14 protein-coding genes and 1 pseudogene are annotated in these 17,818 nt (G+C 72.9%); 10 read left to right on the top strand and 5 right to left on the bottom strand.

Annotated elements, in window-relative coordinates; genetic code table 11:
• Together AC07DA_RS17710 and AC07DA_RS17705 are read left to right on the top strand one after the other, a co-directional pair.
• A complete protein-coding gene (locus AC07DA_RS17710) occupies positions 1-804 on the top strand; it encodes a phosphatase PAP2 family protein (protein ID WP_479129076.1) in 804 nt (267 codons plus the stop codon).
• A complete protein-coding gene (locus AC07DA_RS17705) occupies positions 801-1,748 on the top strand; it encodes a DMT family protein (RefSeq protein ID WP_479129075.1) in 948 nt (315 codons plus the stop codon). The genes AC07DA_RS17710 and AC07DA_RS17705 overlap by 4 nt, the downstream gene beginning before the upstream one ends.
• Here AC07DA_RS17705 and AC07DA_RS17700 read toward each other — a convergent pair.
• Positions 1,738-3,789, bottom strand: coding sequence for a phosphocholine-specific phospholipase C (locus AC07DA_RS17700; protein WP_479129074.1), 2,052 nt, complete (start codon positions 3,787-3,789; stop codon positions 1,738-1,740). The two genes, AC07DA_RS17705 and AC07DA_RS17700, sit on opposite strands and share 11 nt — an antisense overlap.
• A gap of 170 nt (positions 3,790-3,959) precedes the next feature.
• Between AC07DA_RS17700 and AC07DA_RS17695 the strand changes: the two are divergent.
• Positions 3,960-5,079 (top strand): annotated as a pseudogene (locus tag AC07DA_RS17695) (MFS transporter).
• Here the strand turns inward: AC07DA_RS17695 and AC07DA_RS17690 are convergent.
• Positions 5,058-6,119, bottom strand: coding sequence for a hypothetical protein (locus tag AC07DA_RS17690; RefSeq protein ID WP_479129073.1), 1,062 nt, complete (start codon positions 6,117-6,119; stop codon positions 5,058-5,060). The pseudogene AC07DA_RS17695 and the gene AC07DA_RS17690 overlap by 22 nt on opposite strands.
• Positions 6,120-6,438: 319 nt before the next feature.
• Positions 6,439-8,082 (bottom strand): glycoside hydrolase family 27 protein, encoded by a 1,644-nt coding sequence (locus AC07DA_RS17685; RefSeq protein ID WP_479129072.1) that lies wholly within the window; start codon positions 8,080-8,082, stop codon positions 6,439-6,441.
• A 249-nt stretch (positions 8,083-8,331) separates the two neighbouring features.
• Between AC07DA_RS17685 and AC07DA_RS17680 the strand changes: the two genes are divergently transcribed.
• The 7 genes from AC07DA_RS17680 (at position 8,332) to AC07DA_RS17650 (ending at position 14,030) form a co-directional block, all read left to right on the top strand.
• The gene (locus AC07DA_RS17680) at positions 8,332-9,402 is read left to right on the top strand and encodes a Rieske 2Fe-2S domain-containing protein (RefSeq protein ID WP_479129071.1); all 1,071 of its coding nucleotides are present in this window, start codon (positions 8,332-8,334) and stop codon (positions 9,400-9,402) included.
• Positions 9,399-9,578 carry a hypothetical protein gene (locus AC07DA_RS17675; protein ID WP_479129070.1) on the top strand — a complete coding sequence of 60 codons (180 nt, stop codon included), beginning with the start codon at positions 9,399-9,401 and terminating at the stop codon, positions 9,576-9,578. Before AC07DA_RS17680 ends, AC07DA_RS17675 begins: the two co-directional genes overlap by 4 nt.
• Complete coding sequence (locus AC07DA_RS17670; protein WP_479129069.1) at positions 9,575-10,510, top strand: PDR/VanB family oxidoreductase; 936 nt, start codon at positions 9,575-9,577, stop codon at positions 10,508-10,510. Before AC07DA_RS17675 ends, AC07DA_RS17670 begins: the two co-directional genes overlap by 4 nt.
• A 142-nt stretch (positions 10,511-10,652) precedes the next feature.
• Positions 10,653-11,618, top strand: coding sequence for an ABC transporter substrate-binding protein (locus AC07DA_RS17665; RefSeq protein WP_479129068.1), 966 nt, complete (start codon positions 10,653-10,655; stop codon positions 11,616-11,618).
• A complete protein-coding gene (locus AC07DA_RS17660) occupies positions 11,615-12,388 on the top strand; it encodes an ABC transporter permease (protein ID WP_479129067.1) in 774 nt (257 codons plus the stop codon). The genes AC07DA_RS17665 and AC07DA_RS17660 overlap by 4 nt, the downstream gene beginning before the upstream one ends.
• Entirely contained in the window at positions 12,388-13,203 is an 816-nt protein-coding gene (locus AC07DA_RS17655) for an ABC transporter permease (protein WP_479129066.1), read from the top strand. The genes AC07DA_RS17660 and AC07DA_RS17655 overlap by 1 nt, the downstream gene beginning before the upstream one ends.
• A 20-nt stretch (positions 13,204-13,223) precedes the next feature.
• Complete coding sequence (locus tag AC07DA_RS17650; protein WP_479129065.1) at positions 13,224-14,030, top strand: ABC transporter ATP-binding protein; 807 nt, start codon at positions 13,224-13,226, stop codon at positions 14,028-14,030.
• Here the strand turns inward: AC07DA_RS17650 and AC07DA_RS17645 are convergent.
• Together AC07DA_RS17645 and AC07DA_RS17640 are read right to left on the bottom strand one after the other, a co-directional pair.
• Positions 14,002-16,173 carry a discoidin domain-containing protein gene (locus AC07DA_RS17645; RefSeq protein WP_479129064.1) on the bottom strand — a complete coding sequence of 724 codons (2,172 nt, stop codon included), beginning with the start codon at positions 16,171-16,173 and terminating at the stop codon, positions 14,002-14,004. The two genes, AC07DA_RS17650 and AC07DA_RS17645, sit on opposite strands and share 29 nt — an antisense overlap.
• A 47-nt stretch (positions 16,174-16,220) precedes the next feature.
• The gene (locus AC07DA_RS17640) at positions 16,221-17,801 is read right to left on the bottom strand and encodes a glycoside hydrolase family 13 protein (RefSeq protein WP_479129063.1); all 1,581 of its coding nucleotides are present in this window, start codon (positions 17,799-17,801) and stop codon (positions 16,221-16,223) included.
• Between the last annotated feature and the right edge of the window lie 17 nt (positions 17,802-17,818).

Genomic DNA, 17,818 nt, shown 5'->3' with positions numbered 1-17,818 from the left:
ATGAATGCCCGCACCGAGCCTGCGCCGGCGGGGTCCGACGCGATAGCGCGACCACCGCTCGTCCGGGAGCTCCTGCTCGTCGCGGGGCTCTTCCTCGTCTACAAGCTCGGCCGGCAGCTGGCCACGGGCCACACCGGCGAGGCCTTCCGCAACGCGCACCGCGTGTGGGACCTGGAGCGAGCGGTCCACCTGCCCGGCGAGTCGGTGGTGCAGTCCCTGCTGCTGCACGGTGACGGGCTCGCGCCCCTGGCGAACACGTACTACGCGGCCGTCCACTTCCCGGCCACCGCCGCCTTCCTGGTCTGGCTCTACCTGCGCCGCCCCGCCCACTACGTGTGGGCCCGCCGGGTCCTGGCCGCGGTGACCTCCGCCGCACTGGTGCTGCACCTGCTGTTCCCGCTCGCCCCACCGCGCATGCTGGCCGCGACCGGCCTCGTGGACACCGCGCGGGCGTACGGACCGTCGGTGTACGGCGACCCGGCGACCGACTCCCTGTCGAACCAGTTCGCGGCGATGCCCTCGCTGCACTTCGGCTGGGCGCTGATGGTGGCGGCCGGGCTGATCGCCGCGACCCGCTCGCGGTGGCGGTGGCTGTGGCTGCTGCACCCCCTGCTGACGCTGCTGGTGATCGTCGGCACCGCGAACCACTACTGGCTCGACGCGGTCGTGGCGTCGGTCCTGCTCGGCCTCGCGCTCGCCGCCCTCCACCCGCCGCACCGCACGGTCACCACGGCCGGACGCGCGCGGGGCGGTCGCGTACCGGCGCGGCGGGACGAGCAGTCACTGGTCGGAGCGGGCCGGTGAACGCCGTGCTCGTCGCCGTCGCCCTGTCCCTCGTCTCCGCCGTCGCCTACGCGGCCGCGGCCGTCGCCCAGGAGCGGCTCGCCGCCCGGTCCCCCGGCGCGGGGGCGCTGCGGCTGCTGGGCAGCGGCGCCTGGTGGTGGTCGGTCGGGCTGAACGCGGCGGCCGCGCTGCTGCACGTGGTGGCGCTGCGGTACGGGCCGCTGACGGTGGTGCAGCCGCTCGGCGCGCTCACCCTGGTCGCGGCCGTGCCGCTGGGGGCGCGGATGGCGGGACGGCGGGTGACCCCGGTCGAGTGGAGAGGCACCGCGCTGACCCTGCTGGGCCTCGGCGCGATCCTCGTCACGGCCTCCGGCCCGGCGCCGGACGACGTGCTGAGCGTGCCCGAGGCGCTCGTGGTCGCGGGGGCCACGGCCGCCCTCATCGGGCTGCTGTCCCGGCCGGGCGCCCGGCCCGGCCTGCGGCACGCGACCGCGTCCGGTGTCGCCTCCGGTGTCGCCTCGGCTCTCACCCAGACCGTCACGGTGGCCGCGACGGACCGGACCGCACCGCTGCTGAGCCTCCAGGTCGTCGGGGTGGCGCTGCTCGTGGCGGCTTTCGCGGCCGGTGGGCTGCTGCTGTCGCAGACGGCGTACCGGGGCGGTCTGGGCGGCCCCCTCGCGATGGTGACCCTGGCCAATCCGCTGGCCGCCGCGGTGATCGGCCTGTCCCTGCTGGGCGAGCGCCTCCAGGGCGGCCCGGCGGGCGTGCTGCTGGCGCTGGCCGGGGCCGGTCTGGCCTCCTGGGGTGTGGTCCTGCTCAGCAGGTCGGCGCCCCGGGAGGAGCCGGCCGCCGACGACCATCCGGTGGCCGCCGTCCTGGCGCCGGCGCCGGGTCCGGCCACGGCCGGACCGGCGTGGGTGCCCCGGCCGCACGATCCGGGGCACCTCACCACGGCTACACGGTGATGATCGCCGGGTCGCTCACGCCCGGCCGCCCGTTCTCGACGTGCCCGGCGAACCGCCGCAGGAAGGCCTCGTCGCCCTCGGCGGTGACGGTCAGGTCGTACCAGCGGCGGCTCCGGGTGAGGTCGACGGTGCGCCGCACGGTCGCGCCCGGGCGGACGGTGACGGCCGAGGGCCTGCCGCCGTAGCCGTCGGCGATCCTCAGCCGGGCGGTGCCGGATCCCTTGTTGGTGAAGGTCAGCTCGATGTCGTCGCCCTTGTGGCGGGCGGTGACCTCGCAGCCGGGTGCCTTGTTCGACCCCTTGAAGACGCGCACGAAGCCGTTCGGGCCGTGCACGGTCAGGTCGTAGGAGCCCGCGGAGTACGCCGAGTTCCAGGTGTCCTTCAGGGTCTTGCCGGCCTCGGTGGTGTACGTCCAGGGGCCGTCGGTGCGGTTGCCCGAGGTGACGTGGAAGGCGCCGCCCGCCTTCGGTCCGCAGGCGAAGGTGAGGGAGAGCTTCCCGGCCGCCGTGTCGACGGAGGCGTCCACGTGCGGGGCGTACTTCAGCGGCCGTGAGCGGCGCAGTCCGCGCTCCTGCCGGGGCATGCGCGGGTCGGCGGGCGGGGTCGGCCTGTAGTCGGGGTGGCGTTCGCGGTCCTGCGGCTCGTACGCGTCGGTGCCGGGCAGCGGGGCCGGGCGCGCGTCCTTGCGGGAGAAGTCGAACGCGGCCGTCAGGTCACCGCAGATCGCGCGGCGCCACGGCGAGATGTTGGGCTCGCGCACGCCGAAGCGGCGCTCCGTGAACCGCAGGATGGAGGTGTGGTCGAGGGTCTCGGAGCAGACGTAACCGCCCTTGCTCCAGGGCGAGACGACCAGCATGGGCACCCGCGGGCCCAGGCCGTAGGGCCCGGCCGTCTTGCGGCTGTCGCCCGGGAAGAGGTCGGGGGTGACGTCGACGGTGGACAGGCCGCGGGAGGCGTCCTTCGGCGGCAGCGGCGGGACCATGTGGTCGAAGAAGCCGTCGTTCTCGTCGTAGGTGATGAACAGGGCTGTCCGCGACCAGACCTCGGGGTTGGAGGTGAGGGCGTCGAGGACCTGGGCGATGTACCAGGCACCGTAGTTCGAGGGCCAGTTGGAGTGCTCGGAGAAGGCCTCGGGGGCGGCGATCCAGGAGATCTGGGGCAGCTTTCCGGCCTGGACGTCGGCGCGCAGGTGGTCGAAGTAGCCGTCGCCGTTCTTGACGTCGGTGCCGGTGCGGGCCTTGTCGTACCAGGGGGCGCCGGGCTGTGCGGTGCGGTACTTGTTGAAGTACAGCAGCGAGTTGTCGCCGTAGTTGCCGCGGTAGGCGTCCTGGATCCAGCCCCAGGAACCGGCCGCGTCCAGGCCGTCGCCGATGTCCTGGTAGATCTTCCAGGAGACGCCGGCCTGCTCCAGGCGCTCGGGGTAGGTCGTCCAGCCGTAGCCGAGTTCGGCGTTGTCGAGGACCGGGCCGCCGCCGGTGCCGTCGTTGCCGGTGTATCCGGACCACATGTAGTAGCGGTTGGGGTCCGTGGAGCCGATGAAGGAGCAGTGGTAGGCGTCGCAGACGGTGAAGGCGTCGGCGAGGGCGTAGTGGAAGGGGATGTCCTCGCGGGTCAGGTACGCCATGGTCGTGGTGCCCTTGGCGGGGACCCACCGGTCGTACTTGCCGCCGTTGTAGGCCTGCTGGCCGTCGGGCCAGGAGTGCGGCAGGCCCTCCAGGAACCGCATGCCGAGGTCGTCGGCGTCCGGGCGGAACGGCAGGAGCTCCCTGCCGTCCGTCTCCTGGTGCCAGACCGGCTTGCCGTTGCCGAGGGTGACCGGGCGCGGGTCGCCGAAGCCGCGGACGCCTCGGAGGGTGCCGAAGTAGTGGTCGAAGGAGCGGTTCTCCTGCATGAGGACGACGATGTGCTCGACGTCCTCGATCGACCCGGTGCGGTGGTTCGCCGGGAGGGCGGCGGCCCGCTGGATGCTCGCTGACAGGGCGCTGAAGGCCGTGGTGGCCCCCGCGAGTTGGAGGAAGCGGCGCCGATTGACCTCGGACATGGGGGACAGACCTCTCATCCTGAAGGCGCGGGATGGCCGGACCGTGACGGAACCTGCGCGGAAGGAGTGTTTCAGGGACACCGAACGGCAAGGAAGGGGCGCGTGACGGGGGTGTGAAGGTCGCCGGTACGTGAGGTGGGCCGCTGCCCTCCCCGGGGAGGGTGGGGAACGTGACAGAGACGCAGACGGCCACCCCGCCGACGCAACGGCCCGCTCGCCAGCTCCTCGCCGCCTCCGTGGGCAACGCCGTGGAGTGGTACGACTGGTACGCCTACACGTTCCTGGCCACCTACATCGCCGCCCAGGTCTTCCCGGAGAGCGCGGACCACTCCCTGGTGCCGCTGCTGTCCACGTTCGCGGTGTTCGCGGTCGGGTTCTTCATGCGGCCGGCCGGCGGGCTGCTGATGGGCGCGGTCGCGGACCGGCACGGGCGGCGGGCGGCGCTGACGGCCACCATCCTGCTGATGGGCGGCAGCAGCCTGCTGGTGGCGCTGACGCCGACGTACGCGGCGGCGGGCGTGCTGGCCCCGGTGGTCCTCGTCCTCACCCGGCTGCTGCAGGGCCTGTCCGTGGGCGGCGAGTTCGCGGCCTCCACGACCTTCCTGGTCGAGTCGGCGGGGCCCGGGCGGCGCGGCTGTTCTCCAGCTTCCAGTACGTGTCGACCACCGTGGGCCAGCTGGTCGCCTCCGGCGTCGCGACGCTGCTGGTGGGCACGCTGGGCGACGGGCGGATGAACGGCTGGGGCTGGCGGGTGCCGTTCGTGCTCGGGGCCGTGCTGAGCCTGGTCGGCTTCTGGATCCGGCGGGGGGCGCGGGAGACCCGCGGCCCGGAGCAGCGCGGGGCGGCCCGCCCGGGCCTGTTCGAGGCGCTGCGCCGGCATCCGCGCGAGTCGCTCCTCATCGGCGGCATCACGGCGGGCGGCACCCTGGCCTACTACACGTGGACGTCGTACCTGCCGACGTACGCCGAACTCAACGCGGGGATCGAGAAGTCGGAGGCGTTGCTCGCGGGCACCGTCTCACTGGCCTTCTTCGCGCTGCTGCAGCCCCTCGGCGGCCTGCTCTCGAACCGCTTCGGCCGCCGTCCGCCGCTGCTCTTCTTCGGCCTGGGCTCGCCCTGCTCGCGGTGCCCCTGCTGCACACGCTGCGCGACTCGTTCGCCGTGCTGCTCCTGTTCAAGGAGCTGGGGCACGCGGGGCTGTTCCCCTGGTACGTGGCGGTGATCTGCCTGGTGTCGTCGGTGGTGTACCTGCGGCTGCCGGAGACGGCTCACGCGCCGCTGCGGCGCTGAGGGGACGATCCGTCGGGGACGGGTTCGCCGTCGTCGTCCCGGTGGGCGCTGTCGTCCGGGTCCTCGCGCGGCCCGGCGCCGTCGCGGTGGGCGGGCGGCGCGGGTGCCCCGCCGTCCGCCGCCGTGCCGCTCTCCCTCACGGCGGCCCGCTCGGGATCGATCACGGCGTCGGTGGTCCGGCCCACCTCCGACAGCGTCATCTGGGCGCGGTCGTCGACCAGCCGGGTCACCAGGTGCTGCGCGGCACCGAAGGCCGCCGCCCAGCCGAGGACCTGCGCCCTGCTGTCCAGGTCGCTGAGCCCCGGTACGAAGGCGCCCCGGATCAGCAGCAGTCCGAGGAACGCCGACAGGGCGCCGGTGGGGAACTTCAGCACCGCGGAGGCCAGCGGCAGCATGTAGGGCGAGTCGGTGCCCCGGATCCGGCGCAGGGAGGCGATGACGGTGAGGGCGGCACCGGCCAGCCCGGCGATCTCGATGGTGAGGATGTCCGCGGGCTCGGCCCGGGAGCTGGGGTCCCTGCCCGCCGGCACGTCGTGGTGCTCCGCGGTGGGGCACACCACCGTCACCTGGTCCCGGGGGCCGGTCTCCGGCGTGAAGCACAGGCTCAGCGAGCCGGGCGAGAACCAGCCGCACAGGGCGAGGCCCGTCACGCCGAGCAGGACGAGGAACGTCGCGGTCCACAGGATGTTGCGCAGGCTGCGCACCCGGGCCAGTTCGTCGTCCAGCGCGTTGTAGGAGGCGTCGAGCGCCCGGACCATCAGGTCCCGGTCGCTGGGCGTCATCTCGCCCGAGATGATGGCGCGCAGCCGCCGGGCGAGCCGTACCCGCCGGGGGTCGTCGGTGTCGAGGTGGTCCTTGACCAGGGCCATGACCTCGCTGGCGCGGCCGGCGGCCTCCTCGTCGGAGACGAGTTGCAGCAGCACCTCGGCGCTGCGCACGTTCGACCAGACGCCCTCGCGGGCGGCCGACCCCGACCACGGCCTGCGCCAGCCGAAATCCTCGTCCGCGGCCGAGCGGGCCCTTTCGAGATGGCCCCGCATTCCCTCGACGAGGGTCCTGCGGTCCTCCGGACAGGGCCTGACGCTTTCGCGGTCCAGTTGCGCTTCGAGATAACCGATACGTGTTCTGGCCCGCGCGCGCCACGCTGTTCGCGGTGGCCGGGTGATCACGCGTGGAAGCCCTTCTCGATGGGGCGGTACCGTGCCTAAGCCATACCTCCAGAATAGGTAAGTGCCGTGCGGCAGAGAAGCGGGGGCGGGTATTCCGCACACGGGATGTGATTGCGTTTTCATCCTTTGAAGCGGGAACCGTCCGGAACCCGCCCCCGCCGTCACGCGGCTCGCCGCGTGACGGCCCTCATCAGGTGCGGTTCCACCTCTGGGCGCCCTGGCCGTTGCACGTCCACAGGACCAGCGGCGTGCCGTTGGCGGTGGCGGCCCGGTCGGCGTCGAGGCACAGTCCGGCGTGGACGTTGCGGATCGAGCCGTCAGAGCCCACGGTCCACTTCTGGTTGTCCTGGCCGTTGCAGGGCCAGGTGACGACCCGGGTGCCGTTGGCGGTGCCGCGGCCGGAGGCGTCCAGGCACTTGTCGCCGAACACCCTGATCTCGCCGCCGGCCCACGTGGTCCACAGCTGGTTGGCGGCGGTGTGGCAGTCCCAGAGCAGGACGGTGGCCCCGGCCGCGGTGGAGCCGTTGTCCACGTCCGCGCAGCGGCCGGACGCGGTGCCGCGCAGCCGCGAGGTGGTGGCGGCCACCGGAGTGCCGCCGCTCACGCGGAAGACGGCGACACCGTGTGCGGGGACGCTCGCCGAGATCTGCCCGGAGGTGCTCGACGTGCCGCCGGTCCACAGGTCGGTGAGGGTGAACGACCCCCCGGCCAGGCCGACTTGGGCAGCCGTCGTGGTGACCGTCGCGGTGCTGCTCCCCCGGTTGAGCAGGCCCACGGCGACCGAGCCGTCGGACAGGGCCTTGGCGAACACCTCGATGGCGCCGTCGTCGCGGACCCGGCGCCCGCCCGCGCCCAGCCGGTCCTGGTTCACCGCCAGCAGGCGCGGGTTGCGCAGGATCGCGCTCACGTCGGCGGTCATGGTGCGGATGTCGTTGCCGGCCATGAGCGGGGCTCCCAGCAGCGCCCACAGGGCGAAGTGGGAGCGGGACTCGGTCAGGGTCAGGCCGGGCCGGCCGACGACCAGCATGTCCGGGTCGTTCCAGTGGCCCGGGCCCGACTGCGCGGCCAGCGGGGCGGTGACGTCCAGGACGTTGCCGACGCCCATGGGATAGCTGTTGGTGTTGTTGTTCTGCCAGATGTCGAGCAGGTCCTCGGTCGTCCGCCACAGGTCGGCGACCTGGCTCCAGTTGTACTTGTCGCCGGTGGGGGCGTGGAAGCTGTTGGGGTTGATGCTGTAGACGATCGGCCGCCCGGTGGCGCGCAGGGCGTCCCGCATGAGGGTGAACCGTGCGACCTGCTCGGCCAGGGTGCCGCTGCCGGAGCACCAGTCGTACTTGAGGTAGTCCACGCCCCAGGAGGCGAACGTGGCGGCGTCCTGGGCCTCGTGGCCCTTGCTGCCGGTGGAGCCGGGATAGGTGCCCACGCCCTGGGCGCAGGTCTTCTCGTTGGGTGCCTGGTAGATGCCGAACTTCAGGCCCTTGCCGTGGATGTAGTCGCCGAGCGCCTTCATGCCGCTGGGGAACTTGGCCGGGTTGGCGCGGAGGTTGCCGGCCGCGTCGCGCTGCGGGTCGAACCAGCAGTCGTCGACGACGACGTACTGGTAGCCCGCCTCCCTCATCCCGGAGGACACCATCGCGTCGGCGGCCTGGCGCACCTGGGCCTCGGTGATGCCGCACCCGAAGCTGTTCCAGCTGTTCCACCCCAGCGGCGGGGTGAGCGCCGGGCTGCCCGGCGCGGCCGAAGCGGTGGAGTGGACGGAGGCCGTCAGGGCGGTGCACGCCAACGCGGCGGCCGCGAGGACGTGGAGCAATCGCCTGCCTGATCGTTTGAGCACGGGGCTCCTTTCCCGCGGGACGTCTGGCGTCCCGCAAGGCGCTTCGAAATTTCGAACGGCGTTCGGAAAGTTGCGGCCTCACGGATACTAGAGACGAGCCTGAACATGTCAACACCGGGCCGGTCCCGCCTCCCCCGGTGCTTCCGCCTGGCAGAAACCGCCTTGCGCGGCCGCCTCGGCCGTCAGGACCCTGAACCCAACCACGGCACGCGGGGCGACGCGGCCCCGCCGACAGGGACGGGAACCTTCATGCCGCACATGACCGCCTTCGCCAGGAACCAGTGGTACGTCGCCGCCTACAGCCACGAAGTGGGCCGCGAGTTGCTCGGACGGACGGTCCTCGGTGAGACGCTCGTGCTCTACCGCACCGAGGAGGACGGCAGGGCGGTCGTGCTGCACGACCGGTGCGTGCACCGCCGATACCCGCTGTCGGAGGCGCCGACGCGGCTCGACGGGGACCGGATCGTGTGCGGGTACCACGGATTCACGTACGACACGACCGGCACGTGCGTGTACGTGCCGGGCCAGAAACGGGTACCGCGCACGGCCCGGGTCGCCTCCTACCCGGTCGTCGAGCAGGACTCGCTGGTGTGGGTGTGGATCGGCGACCCGGCGCTCGCCGACCCGCGGTCCGTCCCCCGGGCCCGGCACCTGGACTCCCCCGGCTGGGTCACCGTGCGCGGCATGGAGCCCATCGACTGCGACTACGGCCTGCTCGTGGACAACCTCCTGGACCTGTCGCACGAGACGTACCTGCACGGCGGGTACATCGGCACCCCCGAGGTCGCCGAGACGCCGATCACCACCGAGGTCGACGAGGGCGCCGGGATCGTGCGGGTGAGCCGGCACATGGACGACGCCGCGTGTCCGCCCTTCTACGCCAAGTCCACCGGCATCGAGGGCCGGATCACCCGCTGGCAGGACATCGAGTACCACGCGCCCTGCCTGTACCTGCTGCACAGCCGCATCGCCCCGGTCGGCGTGCTGCCCGAGGCCGACGGCAGCGACCCGCACGGCTTCCACACCGAGATCACGTACGCCATCACCCCTGCCGGTGACGGCAAGGTCTACGACTTCTGGGCCGTCTCGCGGGACTGGGCGACGGACGACGCCGAGGTCAGCGAGTTCCTGCGCGGCAACAACCACACCGTCGTCATGCAGGACGTCACCGCGCTCAACCTGCTGCAGCGCACGCTCGGCACCGAGCGCACCGGCTACCAGGAGCTGAGCATCAACATCGACACCGGCGGCCTGGCCGCCCGCCGCATCCTCGCCCGGCTGGTCGAGGAGGGCGCCAAGCCCGTGGAGCGGGTGCGGTGAGCGGCTCCACGGGCGAGATCTACCGCGTCGACTGGCTGCCGGGCACCGACCTGCTGCACGGCACCTGCCACTGCGGACGCGAGCACACCGCGCAGGACCCGGTGGAGATGTGGGAGTGGATGCTGGCCCACCCCCGGGGACACGCGACCGGCGAACGGCGAGAGGGCACCCCATGAACGCGTACGTGTCGGAACTCGTCGTCACCGGACGCGAGTTCGCCGCCGACGGCGTGCTCGCCCTCACCCTGCGCCACCCGCTGGGCGAGCCGTTGCCGGCCTGGGAGCCGGGCGCGCACCTCGACGTCCTGCTCGGCCCCGGGCTGGAGCGCCAGTACTCGCTGTGCGGCGATCCCGCGGACCGGACGGCCTGGCGGATCGCGGTCCTGCGCGAGCCGGCCGGGCGGGGCGGTTCGGCCCATGTGCACGAGCAGTTGGGCGAGGGCGACAAGGTGCGGGTGCGCGGCCCCCGGAACGGCTTCCGTCTGGAACCCGCCGCCCGCTACCGCTTCGTCGCGGGCGGCATCGGCATCACCCCGATCCTGCCGATGCTGGCGGCGGCCGAGGCGGCGGGCGCCCGGTGGACCCTGCTGTACGGCGGACGCACCCGCAGCTCGATGGCCTTCACCGGCGAACTGGCCCGCTACGGCGACCGGGTGACGCTCGCACCCGAGGACGAGACGGGCCTGCTCGACCTGCCGTCGGTGCTGGACGACGTACCCGAGGACACGCTCGTCTACTGCTGCGGTCCCGGGCCGCTGCTGGACGCGGTCGAGGAACGCTGCCCGTCCGGGGTGCTGCGCGTCGAGCGGTTCCGGCCCAAGGAGCGGCAGAGCGGCGGCGACACCGCCTTCGAGGTGGAGCTGGCGCGCAGCGGCAGGACGCTCACGGTCGCGCCGGACGTGTCCGTACTGGACGCCGTGCGTGCCGCCGGGGTCGAGGTGCTCTACTCCTGTACCGAGGGCACCTGCGGCACGTGCGAGACGGACGTCCTGGAGGGCGAGCCGGAACACCGCGACTCGGTCCTGACCGACGGGGAACGCGCGGCGGGCGAGACCATGCTCATCTGTGTATCCCGCTGCCGCGGCGGACGGCTGGTGCTGGACCTCTGACTCGAAGGTGCCGCTTTCAACGAGCCTTCACTGCACGTGCATTGACCATGGCTCCGGGCGGGCCCTAGGTTCCCGCTGAGCACTTCCGTACTGCCTGCGCACAGCCTGTCGGAGCACCTCAGCCGGTCCCACAGGGGGAGCCATGCGTCGTCTGCTCGTCGGCCTCACGGCCCTGTCCGTCCTGGCCGCCGTCACGGCCTGCGGCTCGTCCGGCTCCGGCGGCCCGGACGAGACCGGCTCGTCGGGGCCCACCACCGTCAAGGTCGGGATCGTCCCCGTGCTGGACGTCGCCCCCATCTACCTGGGCGAGAAGCAGGGCTTCTACGCCGACCGCGGCATCGAGCTGGAGCTGTCGCCGGCCCAGGGCGGGGCCGCGATCGTGCCGGGGGTCGTGTCCGGCCAGTTCCAGTTCGGCTTCAGCAACACCACGTCGCTGCTGGTCGCCCGCTCCAAGAACGTGCCCGTCAAGGCCGTGGCGAACGGCGCCGCGTCCACGGGCGAGGACGGTGCCGACTTCGCCGCCATCACCGTGCGCGAGGGCTCGCCCCTCACCTCCCCCCGGCAGTTGGAGGGCAAGAAGGCGGCCGTCAACACCCTCAACAACATCTGCGACACCTCCATCAGGGAGTCCGTCCGCAAGGACGGTGGGGACCCGGCCGAGGTCGAGTTCGTGGAGATGCCCTTCGACCGGATGCCGGCCGCGCTGGACGGCGGGCAGGTCGACGCCGCCTGCACGCCGGAACCCGCCCTGGCCACCGTCAAGGCCGCGGGCGGCAGGGAGATCGCGTCGAACTTCCACGACGTCTCCCCCGACCTCACCGTGGCCATGTACTTCACCTCCCAGCAGTACGCCGCGAAGAACCCCGGCCTGGTGAAGAGGTTCCGGGAGGCGACCGTCGAGTCGCTGAAGTACGCCGACAGCCACCCGGAGGAGGTCCGGCGGATCCTCACCGCCTACACGAAGATCCCCGCCAGCCTGCTGGAGAAGCTGACCCTGCCCCGCTATCCGGCCGAACCCGACCGGCCGTCGATCGAGCGGCTGGCCGAACTCGGCGAGCGGGACGGCCTGTTCGACAAGGCGCCGGACCTGGACGAGCTGCTGCCGTGAGGGGCGGCGACACGGCCCTCGGCGCCGCCGGGCTCGCGGTGTTCCTCCTCCTGGCCGAGGCGGTGCCGCGGTCCGGCCTGGTCGACGAGGACCACTTCCCGCCGGCCGCCCGGATCGCCGGGGCGCTCGGCCGGGAGCTCGCCGACGGCGCCTTCTGGTCGGCGCTCGGCGACACCCTCACCGGCTGGGCGCTGGGCCTGGCCATCGCGGTGGGCGCGGGTGTCGTCGCGGGCGTGCTGATCTCCGTGGTGCCGTACCTGCGTGAGGCGACGGCCTCGACGATCGAGTTCCTGCGGCCCATCCCGTCGGTCGCGCTGATCCCGCTGGCGGTGCTGCTGTTCGGCACGGAGCTGCGCTCGGTGCTGCTGCTGGTCGTCTACGCCTCGTTCTGGCAGGTGCTGATCCAGGTCCTGTACGGCGTGCGGGACGTCGACCCGGTCGCGGAGGAGACGGCCCGCTCGTACGGCCTGGGCGCCTGGGCGCGGGTGCGGCACGTGCTGTGGCCGACGGCGCTGCCGTACGTCCTGACCGGGGTGCGGCTGGCCGCGGCGGTGGCCCTGATCCTCGCGGTCACCGCCGAACTGGTCATCGGCGCGCCCGGACTCGGCGCCCGGATCGCGGTGGCGCAGACCTCGCAGGCGGTGCCGGAGATGTACGCGCTGATCGTGGTGACCGGGGTGCTGGGGCTGCTGATCAACGTGGGGGCGAGGACGGTGGAGCGGCGGGCGCTGGCGTGGCACCCGTCGGTGCGCGCGGAGGTGGCGGTGTGATGGGGGTCCCCCCTGGCCGAGTGACGTCGGCAACGCGGGGGAGGGTGCTGCTGCGGCTGGTGTTCGCGCTCGCCCTGCCCGCGGTGCTGGTGACCGTCTGGTGGGTGGCGTCGGCGGGCAGCACGGACGTCTACTGGCCGCCGCTGCGGACCGTCTTCGGTGCCTTCCCGGACGTGTGGACGGCCGAGCGGCTGCGCGGGGACGTGCTGCCCAGCCTGCTGCGGCTCACGGCGGGTTACGCCGCGGCGGCCGTCGCGGGTGTGGCGCTCGGCACGGTCATCGGCTCCCACCGGCGGGTGCGGGCCCTGTGCGAGCCGGTGCTGGAGTTCCTGCGCGCGGTGCCGCCTCCGGTGCTGGTCCCGGTCATCATGCTGTTCGCCGGGATCGGCGACACGATGAGGATCGCGGTGATCGCGAGCGGCTGCGTCTGGCCGGTCCTGCTCAACACGGTCGAGGGCGTCCGGGCGGTCGACCCGGTGCTGGCCGAGACGGCCCGCTCCTACGGCGTCACGGGCGCGGCCCGGCTGCGGGACGTGGTGCTGCGCTCGGCGAGCCCGCGGATCTTCGCGGGCCTGCGCCAGGCCCTGTCGATCGGCATCATCCTCATGGTGATCAGCGAGATGTTCGCCGCCGGCAACGGCCTCGGGTTCACCATCGTGCAGTTCCAGCGCGGCTTCGCCATCCCCGAGATGTGGACCGGGATCCTGCTCCTCGGCCTGCTCGGCTTCCTCCTGTCGCTCCTGTTCCGGCTGGCCGAGCGGCGGGTGCTCGGCTGGTACCACGGCCTGCGCGAGGCCGGCCGGCGGTCCCCGTGAACCCCGCGGAAGGGCGGTCCATGCTCGACGTACACGGCCTGCGCAAGGTCTACGAGGGTTCCGGACGGCGGACCGAGGCGGTGCGGGACCTGACCTTCTCGGTGCAGGCCGGGGAACTGGTCTGTGTCGTCGGTCCGTCGGGCTGCGGCAAGACGACCCTGCTGAAGTGCGTCGGCGGCCTGCTCGCCCCGACGGCCGGTGAGGTGCGGCTCGCGGGCCGCCCGGTGGACGGGCCACCGCCCGGCATGGCGTTCGTGTTCCAGGAGTACGGCCGCAGCCTGTTCCCGTGGATGCGGGTCGGGCAGAACGTCGAACTGCCGCTGAAGCAGAAGAAGCTGGGTGGGGAGCGGCGCCGCGCGCTGGTGGCGGACGCGCTGGAGTCGGTGGGGCTCGCGGACGCCGCCGGGGCGTATCCGTGGCAGCTGTCGGGCGGGATGCAGCAGCGGGTGGCCCTCGCCCGGGCACTGGCGTACGAGCCCGAGGTGCTGCTGATGGACGAGCCGTTCGCGGCGGTGGACGCCCAGACCCGGGCCGATCTGGAGGACCTGGTGCGGCGGTTGTGGCGGGAGCGCGGGATGACGGTCCTGTTCGTCACCCACGACATCGACGAGGCCGTGTACCTGGGCGAGCGGGTGATCGTGCTGTCCGCCTCCCCCACCGTCGTCCGGGAGCAGCTGAAGGTCGATCTGCCGGTGGAGCGGGACCAACTGCACACCCGCGTGGCCCCGCGCTTCGCCGAGCTGCGGACCCGCGTGTACGAGCAGATCCAGGCGGCGAAGCGCGGGGCGCCCGGGGAGGTCAGGACAGATACGCCTCCACCTCGCTGAACTGGGCGGCCGGCCAGCCGGTGTTGGCCGTCACGTGCAGCCGCAGATGGCGCACGCTGGTGCCGTCGGGCAGCGCGATCGTGACCGTGTTGCCGGCGGCCGGGTCGAAGCGGTGGTCCCTCGCGGCGACCACCGTCGACCAGGCCGAGCCGTCGGCGCTGCCCTGCACGGACAGCGTCTGGGTCCGGGCCTGCCAGGCGCTCTGCGGCGGCAGCTTCAGCACCAGCCGGCGGACCGCCTCCCGGGCGCCGAGATCGACCGTCAGCGACTGCGGGAAGGCGTGGTTGGCGGACTCCCAGTAGGTGTTCGCGTCGCCGTCGACCGCCTTGGCGGGCGTGTAGACGTCCTGGGAGCCGGTCGCCGTGGCCGGGCGGCCCCTGGCCAGGTTGCGGCCCGGGTCCGGGTCCGGGTTGCCCTGGCCGGGCTGCGGCCAGGTCGAGCAGTCGGACCAGGTGCTGCTCCAGCCGGAGTTGCCGCCGCCGTCGGTGAGGGTGAAGGTGCCGGAGCCGGTCGGGTAGGGGCAGTTGTAGACGCCCGCGGCGCCGACGCCGGTCGCGGTGACGTTGCGGAAGGTCGCGGCGCCCTGGGTCTCGGCCTGGACGACGACCGTGCCGGTGTCGCGCACGGTCGCGCCGTCGACGGTGATGTTCCTCGCCGCGTACCCGCGTCCGCTGCCGGAGACGAACTCGAAGGCGCTGTAGGGGCTGTCGGTGATCGTCGTGTTGGTGATCCGCACCTGGGCCTCGATCGCGCTGTCGTAGGAGTCGACCCGCAGCGCGCCCATCGGGTGGTTCCAGTTGGGGTTCATCGCGCCGGTGCGCACGAGGGTGTTGCCGTCGACGGTGATCGTGCCGGCGAGGGGGTGGAAGGGGTCGAGGAACTTCTGGTTGGAGATGGCGATGCCGCTGCCGAGGGCGTTGGTGTCGGCGACCAGGTTGTTCCTCACGGCGATGTCCGTGCCGCCGTAGATCGCGATGCCGTTGGCGAGGTTCGGCTGGGTGACGGTGTTGTTCTCGAAGCTGCTGTCGACGTCCGGTGCGTTCAGCGACCACATGGCGAGCGCGTCGTCGCCCTGGTTGCGCAGGAAGTTGTGGCGGACGCGGACGCCTCGGGCGTGGCCGTTGAGGTTCAGGCCGTCGGCGGTCATGTCGAGGAAGCGGTTGTTCTCGACGACGAGGTTGTCGTTGTTGCCCATCAGCCACAGACCGACCTTGAGGTGCTGCAGCCACATGCCGGAGACGGAGCTGTTCGGCCCCAGTGAGCCGTTGACGAAGTTGTCCGGGCTCGAGTCCACGCGCTCGGTGACCTCGCCGATCACCGCGAAGTCGCGGATGTGGACGCCTCCGGAGGAACTGGACTGGTCGATGAAGCGGGAGGTGCGCACCACGGAGTGCCAGTGGCCCGCACCCCGCAGCGTGACGTCCTGCACGCCGTTGAGCGAGGAGGTGAGCCGGTACTCGCCGGGCGGGATCCACACCACCCCGCCCCGCGCGGCGGCGATGGCGTCGCGGAAGGCCTGGGTGGAGTCGCCCTGGCCGCTCGGGTCGGCGCCCTTGGCGGTGACGGAGACCGACCCGGCGGGCTGGGAGGCGGGTCCGGCGGCCTGCTCGAAGTCCGCGACGTCCACGGTGACCTGGACGTTCGTGGCCTGCACGGCGACCTTGTCGCCCGCCTGGAGGTTCTCGCCGAGCAGCAGGCGCGCGTTGTCGTAGAAGTGGTGGGTCCTGGCGCCGGGGATCCAGGGCGTGTCGACGTAGGAGTACTTCGACGTCACCGGGATCGTCCTGGCGAGCCTGCGGCCGTTGACGTGGACGTCGAGCGAGCCGGACTGGCCGTCGGGGACGCTGTAGGCGACGTTCAGCGCGTTGGCCGCCCGGGGCACGGTGAACTCCACGCGCTGCCCGGGGGCGAGGCGCACGGCCTGGCGTCCGGAGGCCTCGGAGGCGAGGGTGCCCTGGGTGTGGTCGGGTCCGATCCGGGTGCCGGTGCTGCTCGCCGACTCCGCCTCGACCGAGGTGAAGGGGACGGTGGCCCCCGCGGCGGCGTGGGCCGGGGCGGGCGCCAGGGCGACCAGGGTGCCGGCGGCCAGCGCGACGGCCGTCGCCAGGGCTGGCATGCTCCTGACAGTTCTGGAGGTGTGCATGTGCTGATCCCTTCGTGGTGGGGGTACGGGGATAGCGCGGTGCGGTCTCAGGCGCGCAGCCAGACCGCGGTGTCCTTCGGCAGCCGCCCGCCGTCGTCCAGGGGGCCGCTGGCGAGGAGGAGTCCGGAGTGCTCGGGGAGGGGGGCGGGGGTGCCGGCGAGGTTCACCAGGCAGATCCCGGCGGTCCTGCGGAACGCGAGGACGCCGTCCGGGGCGGGCAGCCAGGTGAGCGGGCCGTCACCGAGGACCGGGCGCAGCCGGACGGCCGCCCGGTAGAGGCTGAGCATCGACTCGGGATCCCGGGCCTGTGCGTCGGCGGCGTACTCCGCCCAGCCCTCGGGCTGGGGCAGCCAGGGCTCGCCCCCGAAGCCCGCGTGCGGTGCTGCCGCCGTCCACGGCAGCGGGACCCGGCAGCCGTCCCGGCCGGGGTCGGTGCCGCCGGAGCGGAAGTGCATGGGGTCCTGGATGCGGTCCCGGGGGATGTCGGCCTCGGGCAGGCCCAGTTCCTCGCCCTGGTAGACGTAGACCGCTCCGGGCAGGGCCAGGGACAGCAGGGCGGCGGCGCGGGCCCGGCGGGTGCCGAGGGCCAGGTCGGTGGGGGTGCCGAACGCCTTGGCCGCGAAGTCGAAGCCGGTGTCCTCGCGGCCGTAGCGGGTGACCGTGCGGGTCACGTCGTGGTTGCACAGCACCCAGGTGGCGGGGGCGCCCACCGGGGCGTGCTCGGCGAGTGTCTCGTCGATGGAGCGGCGCAGCCGCCGCGCGTCCCAGGGGCAGGTCATGAAGGAGAAGTTGAAGGCGGTGTGCAGCTCGTCGGGGCGCAGGTAGCGCGTGAAGCGCTCGGTGTCCGGGAGCCAGACCTCGCCGACGAAGACCCCTCCGTAGGCGTCGGCGACCGCCCGCCACGAGCGGTAGACGTCGTGGAGTTCGTCGCGGTCGACGTACGGGTGCGGGCCGCGGTCCTCGGTGAGGTCGGGCAGGGCCGGGTCCTTCACCAGCAGGGCGGCCGAGTCGACGCGGACGCCGGCGACGCCCCGCTCCAGCCAGAACCGCAGGATGTCCTCGTGCTCCTGCCGGACCGCCGGGTGGGACCAGTCGAGGTCGGGCTGCTCGGGGGCGAACAGGTGGAGGTACCAGGAGCCGTCGGCCACACGGGTCCAGGCGGGGCCGCCGAACTGGGAACGCCAGTTGTTCGGGGGGAGTTCGCCGTCGGCGCCGCGGCCCGGGCGGAAGTGGAACAGCTCCCGTTCCGGACCTCCCCGCAGCGCCGCCCGGAACCACGCGTGCTGGTCGGAGACGTGGTTCGGCACGATGTCGACGATGGTGCGGATGCCCAGCTGGAGCGCCTCGGCGATGAGCTTCTCGGCCTCGGCGAGGGTGCCGAACGCGGGGTCGATCACCCGGTAGTCGGCGACGTCGTAGCCGCCGTCCTTCATCGGCGACAGGTACCAGGGCGTGAACCACAGCGCGTCCACGCCGAGGTCGGCGAGGTAGGGCAGCCGGGCGCGGACGCCCGCGAGGTCGCCGGTGCCGTCGCCGTCGCCGTCGGCGAAGCTGCGGACGTACACCTGGTAGATGACGGCGTCGCGCCACCAGTCGTCGTGCGGGGAGGCGGAGGTGGGCTGTCCCACGGTCGGTGCCTTTCGTC

This window comes from Streptomyces sp. NPDC044921, from assembly GCF_056432865.1.
Note: the sequence above shows the minus strand (reverse complement) of the source record. Positions and strands in the feature narration are given on the sequence as shown.